This window comes from Methanobrevibacter sp., assembly GCF_045603845.1.
Classification (GTDB): Archaea; Methanobacteriota; Methanobacteria; order Methanobacteriales; family Methanobacteriaceae; genus Methanocatella.
Genome location: NZ_JAZUMY010000022.1, coordinates 1 through 14,318, shown reverse-complemented (window position 1 = coordinate 14,318; position 14,318 = coordinate 1). Strand labels below are relative to the sequence as shown.

Genomic DNA, 14,318 nt, shown 5'->3' with positions numbered 1-14,318 from the left:
TTTCTAATGATAGCTCCACTACCTTTTCTAAATACTTCAGGAGTTACACCACGGTCTTTTTTACCACCGTAGAAAGTTCTTAAACTCATTACTCCAACAGGTCCATCCATGTACACTCTTCTAATGATAGATGCACATCTTACATACCACCAATCAGCATTTTCCGGTTTTCTTTCTTTGTGAACACCGGTTTTAACAAAATTGGACCATGCAGGGGAATTGATTTTATCATTTTCTTTAAATTCTTCTGCGACTTTTTCAATTAATAAATCTGCAGGTACATCAAATACAGTAGTCATATTAATTCTCCAATATTTTATTAAATAATTGTCCTCTTAATCCACTGTAAATTTAAGACCTAAAAAATAGGGCCTGTAACTCTAAATTTAAGTAATTCTTAAGGCTTCTTTTTGTAAATTACAGCAACATGTCCTCTAACATCGATGAGCTTGCATCGAGTCTTTTCGACAATTTCTGCAATATAAGTATCTTTATCTCTAGCGATATTTTTTGCAAATTTAAGTTTGACAATTTCATTAGCCTTAAGCTGGCGTCTGATTTCTTCAATGACATTGTCATTGACGCCGCTTTTACCAATGTTGATTGTCATCGCGGAAAGAGCTCTATTCATCATTTCTTTTTTTGATTGACTCATATTTAGCTCTCCTTTTATTTTTCTTTTCCTTACTGTAAGGAATTCTCATAACATGGCCACATTCTCCACAAAAAATGTTAACTTTCTCGTCAACCAGCCGGACGGACGAATTATGACCATAGTAAAGGAACTTACCGCATTTCCTGCAATACCTTCGAGACCAGTTATCCGGAATCTTGGTATTGTACTTGGTGGACAATTTCCTAGCCAGCTCAACATACCTGTGTGACCGTTCGGGATGGGTGATGAATTCCATCTCGGCACGCTCAAAAAGAATGTTCATTCTTTCAATAGCTATATCAATCATCCATTTAGGTCGTCTTCCTCTACTCAAAAATATCCTCCTTAATTGTCGGATATAATATTCAAAAATTGAATTAAAATGATTTGCGCAAATTAAAACAAAAACCATAGTTAATGAATAACCTTAGGTTAAGATGAATATTAAAAATAATTATGATTTTCACTATTAATAAATGTTATGTTGAAATGGGCAATATCCGAAGTTTTTATTTTTCATCATGATTTTAATGCAAACATTCCATTGAGTTCTTTTCATATGAGACAGATGAACTCAAATATATTGCCCTGAAAAAATTCAGAAGAAAATTCCTGAGTATGGCGGAATTACATTGAAAATATTGCTTTTACAGGACTCGAAGCAATTTTTACAAGTTGATATAATTTAACCTTTTTATTAAAATATTGATTTAACAAGGTAAAATTGTAATCAGAAGAAACTGAGCAATTTATATAGTAAAATAACCCAATATAATTTTGTAAATTTAAAATAATGCCGGCATATAAATTAATTTATAAAAAAATATGAGGTTGTTTTAATGATGAGAATAATACCCTTAGATAACAAAACTAAAAACAGATATGATTCGCTTTTCAAAATAGCGACACATGCATTCGTCAACGCTCTTATTCCATTGCTGGATTTGCCAGAAGATGACTACATCATCATATCAAATGAGATATTCAAGCCCGGCCGTGACGTAAAGATAATGGACATACTGCTTCAAGGAAAAGAGGGGCATATCAATATAGAATTTCACAAGCAGCCCTTGTCAAAATCCCATCTGAACAGAGATTTTGAATATGTGCTGCAGTGTTATTTCCATTACGGTGAAACGATGGAACAGAAAATCGTCATTTTAGATAAGGAGAGAAAATCCGTCAATAAACTGCAGATTTTAAAGAATCTGGAATATGAAGCGCAGTGTTATTTCACACCGAAAATTGACGGTGCGACAATATTAAATAACATTAAAGACAAAACCGTAGATAACGAAACATTAACCGAATACGAACAATACGTATTCTCCATATTACCGCTCACCAACCATGGCCACGATAATGTAGAGAAGCTAGTTGAAGAGCTATGCCGTTTAACGGAAAAATTAAACATCCCAGAAAAAAACAGGGAAGCAATAGCCTTCTGCCAAATGATACTGGTCGACCTATTCGTTAATGACACGGATCTACAAGAAAAATTATTGGATGTGATACGAATGACATCATCATGCATAGAAGAAAGAGAAAACAGACTAAGAAACATATCAAAAGAAGAAACAGAGAAAGCCAAAAAATTGCAGAAAAAGAAAAACAAAAAAGAATAAAAGCAGAAGAAAAACTTAATGAAGTAATATCCTTTGTTAAAAACAACTTAGACAAAAATACAACACAAAAAATATTAGCAATATCAAGAAATTAATTAAAAAAATAATAAGGGGAAATAAAGCAATTTTAAAACAAAAAATTGCACATCCCCCAATTTTTTAAAAACCTAATATACCAACCACACAACTACCTTATAATTTATATATAACCTAAAAATTAACGGAGAAATTAATATGACCTCATCATGTATAGAAAGAAGAGAAAACAGGCTAAGAAACATAGCAAAAGAAGAAACACAGGAAGCCGAAAAAAGAGCAATAGAAGAAACACTAAAAAGAATACAAGCTGAAGAAAAAAGAATAGATGTTGAGAAAAAAAGAATACTAGAAGAAGAAAGAAGAATACAATTAGAGAAAAAACTTATAGAAATACATATTATTGTAAAAGAATATGCAGATAACCCAGATAAGAATGATGAACAATATGTCCGACAAAAAATATTAGAAATAGTCAGCGATTGTGACTTCGATTAAAATGAAAATATAATGATTTATTAAACCACTTGTTAACCAACTAGTTAATTAAAACATTCATGAACTTAATTAACAAAGACATGTTAATAAAAAAAGAAAAAATAAACCTATTGATGTACGAGTAACCAGTCCATGAAGTCAATTTCACCAAAACTTAACTCTTTTTCACCGTTAACAACATCAATAAGAGTTAAAACAGCATCATCAACACTTAAATCACTTACATCCAACTCATAAACATTATTATCATAAATATCCAAACTTTCAGCTGAACAAACTCCCATAGCTTCAGCTTCCAGGTTTTCATGGATTTTAGCATCAGAATAATCCCTCAAAGCCAGTCTTTTCTCAAGAATTTCCGGACGGCATCTCAAGACAATAAGTTTATCGGCACCGGAACATAAATGAGACAGATGACCTTCAACAATCAAGTTATCATGTTCAGATATAATCTCTAAAAGCAAATCATTTAATCCGTCAATATCTATAATCTTATACCCTTTATCATCATCAATTCCTAAAACAAGATTGTTATCAATAGCCAAATCATTAACTTTAATCAAATCATAATTCAGCTTTTCTGATAACTTTTCACTGACAGTGGTCTTTCCAGTGCATGGAGTACCGCTGATAAAAATAATATTGGACATGATATCTATTTTTTTAAAATAATCCTTAAAACATCCTCATCTTCAAGAACATGGTCCGGTCCGACTTTCTGACCTGGGAATTTGACTGATGTTCCCCATACTTTAGCGTGACGGAAGTTTTTCACAAATTCACGATGAAGCTTGCCACATGCGTCAATAACTGTTGAGCCTTTCTTGATAACCAAAGGATCTTCCATGTCCGCTTTTCTGCCCTGCGGCTTTAAATAAACCCTGACCAGATCAAGATTATCAAATATCAGGTCTTTAAGCTCATCGATATTTGTCTTTTTATCTGCTGAAATCGGAATGAAATCCGGAATATATTTTTTAAGCTCTTCAATGTAATCTTCATCGACCAAATCGACCTTGTTCAACAAAATTAGCATCGGAACATATGATTTGTTCCTGTCAAGCACGTCAATGAACTGGTCTATAGTTACGTCATCCCTGAAGAGGACATCTGCATTGTGCATTCCGTACTCATTGATGATTGATCTTATTGTCTTTTCATCCAAATGGGTTAAAGGACATGTGGATGATACTTTAACACCGCCCAGCTTTTTTCTGTTGACGGTTACATCAGGCGGACGTTCATTAGGCCTTATACCGATATTTCTGAGTTCTTTTAAAATTACGTTAAGATGCTGCGGGTTCAAGGTATCTAAAACAACCAAAATCAAATCTGCAGTTCTTGCAACAGACAAAATCTCTTTTCCTCTTCCTTTACCGCTACTTGCACCTGTAATAATTCCAGGAATATCAAAAACCTGTATTTTAGCATTTTTATGCTCCATAACTCCCGGAACAATGTCTAAAGTGGTGAACTGATAAGCTCCGACCTTACTTTCAGCGTTTGTAATCTCATTCAATAATGTTGATTTACCAACAGACGGAAATCCTACAAGAACAACAGTAGCGTCTCCGGTTTTTTTCATGTGGAAACCCTGTCCCTTGTGACCGGAACTGCTTCTCTGTAAAGATTCCTCTTTTAATCTTGAAAGTTTAGCTTTTAATTTACCAATATGGTGTGAAGTAGCCTTATTATATGGTGTCTTTTGAATTTCTTCCTCAATATCTTTAATCTTATCTTCAATGCCCATTAAATCACCATATTAAAAAATATAAAAAAAGAGATCAGGAGTTAAATCCCAATCTATCTAGTTGTATTTGTTGTACCGGAAGAACCAGAACCTCCTCCAGCAACAGTATTGTTAAAGTTTACTTGCCATAATGATACACCGTTTTCCATATGAACCATTGTATATACATCCTGGTTTGCACCACCCAATAGGTATAATTGAGTGAACATGGAATTGGATAATTTGTTGTCAATCAATATTGGAGTGTAGACGTTTCCTTCACCCATAAGGAAGAGGGTGTAGTTTGCATCTTTTACGTTTCCAACAGATTCGTTTTTAACAAGATATCCGTCTTCAATAACCATGATATTTGAAATGTTCAATGGGTTGTATGGAGTACCATTAATTATAATTTCACTGTTGTTGTATGAAGACAATGCTTCAGTGTATGCGGTAGTTGAATTATTGCCTGTTCCCCTTTGGATAACTGCATTTACGATTAAACCGGAATCATCGATTAAAGGCAATTTGCCGGTTGATCCAGGTTCAACAGTTACCTGCTGTGAAGGAACGTAATAATTGTAGTTTTGGGAACTTTGGTTTGTAAAGTTCCATGCACCGAAGTAACTCCACCAACCTGCTTTTTGAAGCATATCTGAACTTGCAACAAATATTACAGGACGTGGATTTGCAGGGTGAGTGAAATTAACTACCGTATTAGCCTGCTCATTAGTCAAGTGATATGTGTTGACCAATGTGCTGGTAGCATTCTCTGCAGTCATAGGTAAAATCACCTTAAGGATATCGGTGGATTTACCATAGTCATCAGTGTAATTGTATAATGCTTCCTGAGCTTTGGTACCTGAGGAATCCAGCATTCTGAATACTCCTGCAGAGTACTCCAAATCGCTCGTTGTCATCGCCTGACCCAGCCAGTACGCACGGTCTCCTGACTGAGAACCTCCATCGAATGTTACTTGTCTGTCAGCAGCAATCTCAAAGAGGTAACCGAAGTCCCACCAGGATGTGATGACTGTTGAATTATCTGAATTCTCATTAATCCAGACCATTGAATTCCACATCGCATCGTTAGTACCCGGAACTACCTGATTTGCAGTGACATAAGCACCGCAGACAGTAGGGGACACAAGTGCAAGGACAATAGCTACAATAGCAATGTACTTTTTAATTGGAATTCCTTTGTCGGTTGCTGATTTTTTGGATTTGATGGCATAGATTGAAGCTAAACCTAATCCGACAATGACCACGAATAAAACAATACCTAATATTAGGTTTATTTGAGTTAACGGATAAGCTGCAAGAGCTCCGGCAAGAACCACAACAAATGCAAGCCAATTGTCATTGTTCAGTTTGTTTTTAATATAATCTGTTGCATAACCTATGAAGATACCGGTCATCAATGCGAACGGTAAAACGATAGTGGTAATGAACCTTGAACCTCTGGTTACTGCTAAAATGGTAACTAGAGTCCATACAACAAATAAACATGCGTATAAAATCGTTAAACGTTTGGTTTGAGTAATTTCATCCTGAGTTTCACCGAAACTGGACAGTTCACCAAGTGATAATTTGAATTTGCGTCCATCGTCGATTTTTTTGGAAGCTGAAACCCTGTCAGCTTTGCTAGGTTTGGATTTGAGCTGCTGCTGTTTAGGAGCGGTTACTTTTCTGAGTTTGAGAACTCTTGAAATTAACACATATAAAACAGTTAAACCTGCAAACATTACAGCGATTCCACCCATACCGTTTACTACACCGTTTGAGTTAGCTAAAAATGCTGAACCCATACCTGCACCGAGAAGGTTTGGCATTTGCATCTCTGCAACGGAAATCAGTACGTTAGGGAAACCACCGACTACCCTAGCAGTGGATTGCAATGAAAGCAGTGAAAGTAAACTGTTGAAGATTCCAAGTGCACCGTCAATGCCTCTGAAGAATGAAATGCCTATAAAACCGATCACTAAAAGAATGATAATTGATAAGACTTCCTTCTGATGTATAAACCATGAGAGCTTATTCGGATATTGATTCTGATTATCGCCGATATTAAATACAAAGCAGGCGATTAAATATACGACTGCGAAAATACCCATTAAACCTACGTAAAAGATGTAACCAGTCCATGAAATGGAGAAAAGTCCTATTGAAATAATGGATAGCAATGCATAAACTATCTTAAGCACAATATTATCCGTTCTTATACACTCAACAAAGAAGAATATGAAGAACAGTGAAAATATGTAATAGAACATATCTGTATCGAAAAATCCAGGGAATGTGTGCGCAAAGTAGTTTGGAGCCAAAGCTATAATCAGTGTCGCCGCAATAGCACCATAATCATTGGTTAGCCTTCTTGCAAAAATAAACGCAGGAATAACAGCTAATGATGCAACAACAGCACCAGTCCAGAATGCGACTTCCCTAACGGTATGAGTTCCGATGAACTGATTAACCATATCGTGGAAAAACGTCGTTATATAAACAATACCCAGTTCGTAATTAATTACATTACCGTCCGGAGCATACCTGTGTAAATCCATCTCCGAACCATCATCTAATTTCAAATCTCCTACATAGCCGTGATCTGCATAATCTTCCGTCAACCTTAAGTTATAATATGAATCCATTTCACTGAAATAAGGAAGACCTGATGAATCAACGTAATCTCCTTTGATTTCATTAGGAAGAATAGTAAGATCAGCTGCAGGAGCTCTTAATGCAAAAACAACAGCTAAAAGAATCAGTATGATGACTACTGATTTAGCTACTGTTATCATTGTTTCTCTATTCATAAAATCCTCTATTTTCGTTCGATTATTAAAATTTAAAATTAATTATAAGAGTAATTGTGTATAGTTAGTTATAATACTAAGCAATCACCCAAAAGGGTCAATTAATCATAAAACTAAATAAATGTTAGTTATAGGATTAACTAATGCAATTTAATAAAATATTATTTTTATTATCGCATCGGATAAAAACATCAAATATCATTAATGTTTCTATTAATGTTTATATATTATTTTTAACATTATTAAGTATTTTGTATTTAAGCCAATATTATAAAAAATAAATGCATTTTGAAAAAAATTAAATTTTTCCAAAATTACTTTTTGAGTTTATATTTGAGTTCGTCCAAAGCGCATGTGAAGCGGCATCTTGGAAAACCCTTGCATCCGACAAAGTCTCCGTAACGGCCGGAACGTTTAATCAGGTCCTTGCCGCAGTCGGGACATTTTCCGAGAACTTCAATCTGTCCAGGTTCAAGATGTTCCTTGCCGCAGTTTGAATCAAGACATGCGTGTTTAGGAGGTTTGCTTCCAAATGAAATCATAGGCAAACCGCACTTTTCACATGTTTTTTTAAGGAAACGTGCACCTTTAGGAATAGAATAAGTATTATTGCAGTCAGGATAATTTGAACATCCCACAAAATAGCTTTTGTTTCTAGGAGAGTATCTTTTAATGAGGTTACCGCCGCATTTGCACTTGCCGACAATATTGCTTTCCTGATAAGCCTCATAAAGTTTGGAGCCAATCTCTTCAGTGTTCTTGTCAATGTCAACTAGAATCTCCTTGACGTCCTTTTCACCTTCTTCGATAACGCTGGAACGGGTTGTGACTTCCTTATTGATACCTTCCAATTTATCTTCTAGATCCCTGGTCAATTCCTCACTGGTCAGGTTGTTACAATAGCTGCTCAGCGTATCAATGAGATTTTTACCTAACTGATTGACAGAAATCTTATTTCCGTCTATATATTTACGGTCGTATAACTTATCGATGATATCAGCACGGGTAGCCTTGGTACCAAGTTCCCTTTTCTCCAGTTCCTTGATTAATGAAGCCTGGTTGTAACGGGCAGGAGGTTTGGTTTCCTTCTCATCGGAAATCAGTTCCTTAACACTCATTGAATCTCCCTCTTTCACTTCAGGGAATTTCTCATCATCAATTTTTCTGAACGGATAATGTTCCATCCATCCCTTATGAGTGACCTTTCTGCGTCTGAAACGGAACTTTTCGCCTTCAATGTCTAGGGTAGTGCTCATGGTTTCGAATTTTGCGGCCTCGAAAAATACCGCAATGAATCTGTAAACAATCAGGTCATAAATCTTCTGTTCGTCCTTGGACAATCCTTTTGGAAGAATTCCTGTAGGGTGAATAGCAGGGTGTGCCTCATCATCTTTTCTGCCGTTGTTCGGTTTAAGTTTGGCAGGCAATTGGGAAATGTGCTTTCTGTATTCTGGATTATTTGCCAGCTGCTTGAATATGGTTGAAAATCCTAAACTTTCAGGCAACTTTTGGGAAGAAGTACGCGGATATGAAGTGTAACCTGAACTGTAAAGATTTTGAGCAATTACCTGAGTTCTTTTAGGAGTGAATCCGAATACATTATAAGCTTCAGACTGCAGACCGCCCAAATTGAAAGGAACAGGAGGTTTTGTGGTTGAATTGGAAAACTCAATCTTGTCCACCGTAGCATCCTTTCCCTGACATTTGCTGAAGATTTCCTCAGCCCTTTCACGGTCAAAGATGTTTCCGTCAACATGCTTGATTTCAATGTCTTCGAAATCAAGTATTGCCCTGATAACCCAATATGGCTCAGGCACAAACTCTTCAATTTCCTTTTCACGGTCAACAAGAATAGATAAGGTAGGAGTCTGAACACGTCCTACGGATAATTTTAAAAATCGTTTTTTGGACTTTCGAACAGCATTGGATAGTGCAATTGAAATGTTCATTCCGAAATAATAGTCCAGAATGTGGCGGGCAATACCGTTGTCCACCTGATGCATATCTATATTGATCCTATTCTCGTAAGCTTCAAGGATATCCTTTTTAGTCAATGTGGAAAACTTCATACGGGAAGATTTGGCCAGTGACTCTTCACCGCAGGCATATTTCAAAGCATTATAACCGATCAATGTTCCTTCAACATCGTAATCGCATGCATGGACATATGAATCGGCGCCTTTTCCAAACTTTTGGATAGCCCTTACATAATCACGGGTATATCCGCTGGTCTTTTTGTTGACCTCATAGGCAGGTGCCCAATGCAGATTGAATGAAATGCTGCTTTTTGAGGTGTTTGGAATTAATGAGTATAAATGGCCAACACCGGATAGAACAGTGATATCTTTTGAATCCCTGCTTAATGTCCAATATTTAATCTTTTTATTATATAAATTCTTTTTAGCCTTAGAAGATAATGCTTTTGCTATTTTTTCAGCCGAACTAGGTTTCTCACAAATAATTACTTCATGCATTCTAACAAGTACTCCCCAAAATTTTTGTAATTAGATAAGATATAAAATAAATTATCATATATAAAAATTTCTATGAAAAAGCAAACGTGTTAATTTAATATAATTTTCGTTTTATTTTATTCCAGATTATTTTTATTCTTATCTTTTTATATTAACAAATAATGATTTGTTGGATTTTTTACAATCAGACCATTTTTTAATACCATATTAGATTATAGCGTTTTTAAAATTAGTAAAATGCATCTTGCCGTTCTTTTTGGTCTTTTGAAATTAATCTAATATGACCATGATAAATTCACTAAAGAGCTTAAATTACTAAAAAATAATGAATTGATAATGTAATATTTCATTTTTAAATTATATGTGACCCATAATTAATTTAATCATATAATACGAATTTTTATGAAATAACGACGATTTTAAAAAAATTTAGGAAATTATATATTAAACATCATACAAATAATTAATTATATTTCAGGTGATTAAATATGACAATAGCTATTGCTTTAAAGATTAATGATGGAATTGTTCTTGCAACTGATAGTGCATCAACCATAGTTGGAGAAGAAATTGAAGATGGAGTACGATCTGTTCGTCATACTTATTTTACTGCGGATAAACTATTCAATCTTAAAAAAGGAAGCCGTATAGGTGCAATGACATGGGGAAATGGGAGCATAAATGATGAATCTATTTCAACTTTAGTAAAAGATTTTAGGAAAGACACTGAAGAAAAGGAATATGGTACTGTTGAAGCTATTGTTAATGATTTCAAATCATTTTTAGAAAATAAAATTACCCCTGAAACATCATTAGGCTTTCTTATTGCAGGATATTCTAAAGGAGAGGGCCATCCTGAAATGTTTTTAATTAATATTAATAATGGAGATATTAAAGAACCAATGCCTCTTAATGCTGATGATCCTCTATCAATTTCATGGTTTGGAGAAACAAGTTTCCTGACAAGATTACTATTAGGTTTTGATGAAAGACTATTGAAAATATTTGAAGATAATGGAGTGGATAGGAAAACCATTAATAATATTTTAAGTGATTGTAGAGAAAAATTACAATTGCCATTAGGTGTTCCTGCAATGCCTATTAAAGATGCAATTGATCTTGTTAAATTTTTAGCAGATATCTCCGTTAATTCATCAAGATTCAGTCCTGATGCTCAAGTCATTGGTGGTCCAATTGATATTGCAGTTATTACAAAACACGAAGGTTTTAAATGGATACAAAGAAAACATTATTATGATAAAGATTTAAATCTAACTACTACTATGGAGGATGAATAATATGAATCATTGTTTTTCCACATTTAAATCTGTAGATGACTATGATAATCAGCATGCTAGCGTTATTGTGGGAGATTTAAATTTACAAACTTCTACATTCAATTTTCCTAAACAAATTGACAATTGCAATGAATATTATAGTTTTTTAGAAGAATTGAAAAAACTTCATGATAAAGTTGATTCTGGAGATTTAAGTGATTTTACAGAGTTAAAATTATGAACAAATACAATATACAAATTATTGCTCCTTGTCAGAAATTCCTTGATGATTTAAAGGAATATAATTTACCTATCCATACTCAACTTTGTGATACTATTCGGGAAGTTATTTCCAACCCATTTAACAGTAAATTCAAAAGATTAAGGAATTCGGATAGAGACAGAAGGGCTCGTTCGGGCGATTTTAGAATTGTATTTTTTGTAAGCAATAATACTATTCTTATAACTAAAATTGGTCTACGTAAAAATGTTTATAAAATGGATGTTGGATGTCCTAAGCTCAGTAAAAAACAATTAAGAAGTTTGTAATCTACTTTTTTATAATACAATCATGCTTTTTCCAATGTAAATATTATTGTTGAATGCCATTTTGAATAAGTGAATATGAAGAATTGAACTATAGACTCCCAATACCTATTCTTAAGAGTTATATTAAGAGGAAAAGTCATTACTCTCTAATTTCTTAATTTTTCTACTTTTCCAATTTTATTTGATTTCTTTCATCTGTAGCGGAAATCAAGACTTTTTCATCAATTTAATTTTTAAAAATAATTATTAATATTATTCATTTATTTAAATAAAAATAAATAATTAACCTTTAATTACTAAAATACTGAACTATTAGTATTTTATTACTCAAATATTCTTTTTTTAAACATTTGTTTATTAAACAAATTATTTTACATAACTTATTTTTCAGTATTTTTTCACATCTATTCTGGGATTTTGGCTTGCTTTTTGAAAATTATTTTTTGCGAAGAATATGGCTCATTAAAAATTGATTAAATCCTTTTGATTCTTCAATACTTTTCTGAAAATTTTTAAAATTAATTATAAGTAATACTATACTCTTAAAAATTAATAAGAATAATTATAAATACTTTAAATTACATATTATTAATATAAGATAAATATTATTTAATTTTAAAAAATTTAAATTAAATTTAGATGAATTTAGTAATTTTTAGGCTATTTTTAAGAAATTTTTTTGAAATTAAAATTAGTGAGAAAATGTGTTTAATATGGCATTAAAAGTATTAGAGTTATTTACAGTCAAAAATATTTTATGTAGTTTGTCAAAATTTGGTAAAGAGAGTTATAAACTTCGTATGATTACTGAATTCATTTTTAAATAATATGTTCAAGATTTGATTAGAGATCTTAATAAGCAATTTGATTCAGAGCATGGTAATCGTGCTTATCCTCGCGAATTGCTCTTGGGGGTATTAATGTATTGTTCTACATTACATATTTCCAATTTAACATCTGTTGCACGTGAATGTAAATTAAATAGAATGTTACAAGTTTTTACTTGTGGAGAAACACCGTCTGCTTCGACTTTTAAAAGGTTTTTTAAAGAAAACAATCGATTAACCTTAAAAAAGATTTTCTGCTGCACATTGTTGTAATTTAATGAAGAATCATTCTTAGATTTTAGTAGAATCTTTATTGATGGTACTGATGCGTTAGTAAATGGTTCCATACATTATAAAATAACTTGGGACGAAATTACTATGTTGGGATATGCTAAACAGTGGAAAATCTTACATAATAATCGTAAACAATCAATGGAAAGATTTATGGAAGAATTAAAGAAAAAAGAAGAATTTTACAAAGATGATGAAGAAATGACAAAACTTATTAAAATGGCTCTGAAACGTCCAGAAATTTATAATAAGAGAATTTATAAGAAAATACCTTTATTTACTGAAGCTTTGATGGGAAGAAAACAAAATTACGTTTCCATTATGTTTCCAGAGTCCATAATGATGAGAACCAAAAAAGGAAAATTCGATTTTGCACTAAACTTACAACAAATCATGTTAAAAAATAAAATATTATTTGGAGGACTCTTATTAGACAAACCAAATGATAGTAAGGTATTAGAAGAAGTATTGCTTGATATTAAAGAGACAACAGAGATTTTATTGGAATTACAGATGAAATATGGTCTGCGACGAAACTATAAGGAAATCAGCACATTAATGGAAAGAACAACATTCATTTTAGATTCAGGCTATTTCTCAGACCACAACCTAGAAATTACAGATAAATATGCAATTAATGCATTAATCATGCCCAAAGTTATTGCAAGACAAAGAAATAACAAAATACGCTCAGAAAACGATTTGAAAGAGAAAAACAAAAATACAAAAAATGATGATAAAATCAGCAAAAAACAAATGGAAAGAATCAATGATGTATACATATGTCCATTTAAACAAAAATCAAGACTTATAAGCTGTGAAATAATTGATAATGAAAGAAACAGGAGAAATGGCATTCCAGAACATTGGAAAGACCACAAATACAAACATGAATTTGATTGTCCAAACGATTGCCCTTTTCGCTCAATATGCAATCATCAAACCATTAATGATGATATTAGTCCTTTAAAATACGAAATGACAAATAAATTCACAAATCAGAGGTATATGAGCATGTACAATGAAAGATTCTCTGAAAGCGAAAGTATAAATGGATATATTAAAAATACGACGGGTATTTTTAAATTATTAACATCCGACAAAGAATCTGCTCAAAAAGAGATATACATCATCAACATGACATATAACCTCATCAGATTCAATAATATAAAAGGAACAGCATATTAATTAACTAAAAACTTCAAAAATTATGCCCCCACATTCAATTGAAGTTGATTATGTTAGTCTGTACTCCGTTTATATTGTCCAAAAATCATCACCAATCTGGGATAATTTCCATGAATTTTTGTGATGATCATTAAAAATCACAAAAATGATTGCAACTTCAATGATCAAAATAATCTTTGTCAAAACTAACAAATAAAATTAACCCAAAAAATAAAAGAACAAAACAAATTAAAACCTGGATAGTACTTAAAAATAAAAATAACAATTTCAAACCATCCAAATATTTCAAAAACACATTAACAACCATAAATTAATAAAAAACATGAAAAATATTAAACTAAGGAGTTATGGTGAAT

At 32.7% G+C, this 14,318-nt stretch carries 14 protein-coding genes; 7 read left to right on the top strand and 7 right to left on the bottom strand.

Features of this window, described 5'->3' with window-relative positions; all coding sequences use genetic code 11:
- The 3 genes from ACKI2W_RS02375 to ACKI2W_RS02365 all read right to left on the bottom strand — a co-directional run.
- Nucleotides 1–299 (bottom strand): 30S ribosomal protein S19e (locus ACKI2W_RS02375; RefSeq protein WP_407378933.1); only part of this gene is annotated, 299 nt, incomplete at its 3' end.
- 98 nt (nucleotides 300–397) lie between these two features.
- The gene (locus ACKI2W_RS02370; RefSeq protein ID WP_292797634.1) at nucleotides 398–655 is read right to left on the bottom strand and encodes a YhbY family RNA-binding protein; all 258 of its coding nucleotides are present in this window, start codon (nucleotides 653–655) and stop codon (nucleotides 398–400) included.
- On the bottom strand, nucleotides 624–989 hold the full coding sequence (locus ACKI2W_RS02365) for a ribonuclease P protein component 4 (RefSeq protein ID WP_407378932.1): 366 nt from the start codon (nucleotides 987–989) through the stop codon (nucleotides 624–626). Before ACKI2W_RS02365 ends, ACKI2W_RS02370 begins: the two co-directional genes overlap by 32 nt.
- Before the next feature lie 505 nt (nucleotides 990–1,494).
- On the opposite strand from ACKI2W_RS02365, the gene ACKI2W_RS02360 reads away from it, so the two are divergent.
- Nucleotides 1,495–2,280 carry a hypothetical protein gene (locus ACKI2W_RS02360; RefSeq protein ID WP_407378931.1) on the top strand — a complete coding sequence of 262 codons (786 nt, stop codon included), beginning with the start codon at nucleotides 1,495–1,497 and terminating at the stop codon, nucleotides 2,278–2,280.
- A gap of 234 nt (nucleotides 2,281–2,514) precedes the next feature.
- Nucleotides 2,515–2,814 carry a hypothetical protein gene (locus ACKI2W_RS02355; RefSeq protein ID WP_407378930.1) on the top strand — a complete coding sequence of 100 codons (300 nt, stop codon included), beginning with the start codon at nucleotides 2,515–2,517 and terminating at the stop codon, nucleotides 2,812–2,814.
- Between the two features lie 107 nt (nucleotides 2,815–2,921).
- On the opposite strand, the gene ACKI2W_RS02350 is transcribed toward ACKI2W_RS02355, so the two are convergent.
- The 4 genes from ACKI2W_RS02350 to topA form a co-directional block, all read right to left on the bottom strand.
- Nucleotides 2,922–3,464 (bottom strand): adenylate kinase family protein, encoded by a 543-nt coding sequence (locus ACKI2W_RS02350; protein WP_407378929.1) that lies wholly within the window; start codon nucleotides 3,462–3,464, stop codon nucleotides 2,922–2,924.
- Between the two features lie 5 nt (nucleotides 3,465–3,469).
- The gene (locus ACKI2W_RS02345) at nucleotides 3,470–4,564 is read right to left on the bottom strand and encodes an OBG GTPase family GTP-binding protein (RefSeq protein ID WP_407378928.1); all 1,095 of its coding nucleotides are present in this window, start codon (nucleotides 4,562–4,564) and stop codon (nucleotides 3,470–3,472) included.
- Between the two features lie 53 nt (nucleotides 4,565–4,617).
- Complete coding sequence (locus ACKI2W_RS02340) at nucleotides 4,618–7,356, bottom strand: STT3 domain-containing protein (RefSeq protein WP_407378927.1); 2,739 nt, start codon at nucleotides 7,354–7,356, stop codon at nucleotides 4,618–4,620.
- Nucleotides 7,357–7,670: 314 nt separating this feature from the next.
- Complete coding sequence (gene topA, locus ACKI2W_RS02335) at nucleotides 7,671–9,830, bottom strand: DNA topoisomerase I (RefSeq protein ID WP_407378926.1); 2,160 nt, start codon at nucleotides 9,828–9,830, stop codon at nucleotides 7,671–7,673.
- Between the two features lie 488 nt (nucleotides 9,831–10,318).
- On the opposite strand from topA, the gene ACKI2W_RS02330 reads away from it, so the two are divergent.
- The 5 genes from ACKI2W_RS02330 to ACKI2W_RS02310 all read left to right on the top strand — a co-directional run bounded on the left by ACKI2W_RS02330 (nucleotide 10,319) and on the right by ACKI2W_RS02310 (nucleotide 13,962).
- On the top strand, nucleotides 10,319–11,128 hold the full coding sequence (locus ACKI2W_RS02330) for a hypothetical protein (protein WP_407378925.1): 810 nt from the start codon (nucleotides 10,319–10,321) through the stop codon (nucleotides 11,126–11,128).
- Nucleotide 11,129: 1 nt separating this feature from the next.
- Nucleotides 11,130–11,348 carry a hypothetical protein gene (locus ACKI2W_RS02325; protein WP_407378924.1) on the top strand — a complete coding sequence of 73 codons (219 nt, stop codon included), beginning with the start codon at nucleotides 11,130–11,132 and terminating at the stop codon, nucleotides 11,346–11,348.
- Nucleotides 11,345–11,656 (top strand): type II toxin-antitoxin system RelE family toxin, encoded by a 312-nt coding sequence (locus ACKI2W_RS02320; RefSeq protein ID WP_407378923.1) that lies wholly within the window; start codon nucleotides 11,345–11,347, stop codon nucleotides 11,654–11,656. Before ACKI2W_RS02325 ends, ACKI2W_RS02320 begins: the two co-directional genes overlap by 4 nt.
- Nucleotides 11,657–12,495: 839 nt before the next feature.
- A complete protein-coding gene (locus ACKI2W_RS02315; protein WP_407378922.1) occupies nucleotides 12,496–12,756 on the top strand; it encodes a transposase in 261 nt (86 codons plus the stop codon).
- Nucleotides 12,757–12,927: 171 nt separating this feature from the next.
- Complete coding sequence (locus tag ACKI2W_RS02310; RefSeq protein ID WP_407378921.1) at nucleotides 12,928–13,962, top strand: hypothetical protein; 1,035 nt, start codon at nucleotides 12,928–12,930, stop codon at nucleotides 13,960–13,962.
- Nucleotides 13,963–14,318 lie beyond the last annotated feature (356 nt).

What these genes read in the sequence shown, in the direction of transcription:
- topA (WP_407378926.1), bottom strand. Translation starts at nt 9,830, where the DNA reads ATGCATGAAGTAATTATTTGTGAGAAACCTAGTTCGGCTGAAAAAATA.
- ACKI2W_RS02350 (WP_407378929.1), bottom strand. Translation starts at nt 3,464, where the DNA reads ATGTCCAATATTATTTTTATCAGCGGTACTCCATGCACTGGAAAGACC.
- ACKI2W_RS02330 (WP_407378925.1), top strand. Translation starts at nt 10,319, where the DNA reads ATGACAATAGCTATTGCTTTAAAGATTAATGATGGAATTGTTCTTGCA.
- ACKI2W_RS02320 (WP_407378923.1), top strand. Translation starts at nt 11,345, where the DNA reads ATGAACAAATACAATATACAAATTATTGCTCCTTGTCAGAAATTCCTT.
- ACKI2W_RS02370 (WP_292797634.1), bottom strand. Translation starts at nt 655, where the DNA reads ATGAGTCAATCAAAAAAAGAAATGATGAATAGAGCTCTTTCCGCGATG.
- ACKI2W_RS02345 (WP_407378928.1), bottom strand. Translation starts at nt 4,564, where the DNA reads ATGGGCATTGAAGATAAGATTAAAGATATTGAGGAAGAAATTCAAAAG.
- ACKI2W_RS02340 (WP_407378927.1), bottom strand. Translation starts at nt 7,356, where the DNA reads ATGAATAGAGAAACAATGATAACAGTAGCTAAATCAGTAGTCATCATA.
- ACKI2W_RS02310 (WP_407378921.1), top strand. Translation starts at nt 12,928, where the DNA reads ATGGAAGAATTAAAGAAAAAAGAAGAATTTTACAAAGATGATGAAGAA.
- ACKI2W_RS02355 (WP_407378930.1), top strand. Translation starts at nt 2,515, where the DNA reads ATGACCTCATCATGTATAGAAAGAAGAGAAAACAGGCTAAGAAACATA.
- ACKI2W_RS02360 (WP_407378931.1), top strand. Translation starts at nt 1,495, where the DNA reads ATGATGAGAATAATACCCTTAGATAACAAAACTAAAAACAGATATGAT.
- ACKI2W_RS02325 (WP_407378924.1), top strand. Translation starts at nt 11,130, where the DNA reads ATGAATCATTGTTTTTCCACATTTAAATCTGTAGATGACTATGATAAT.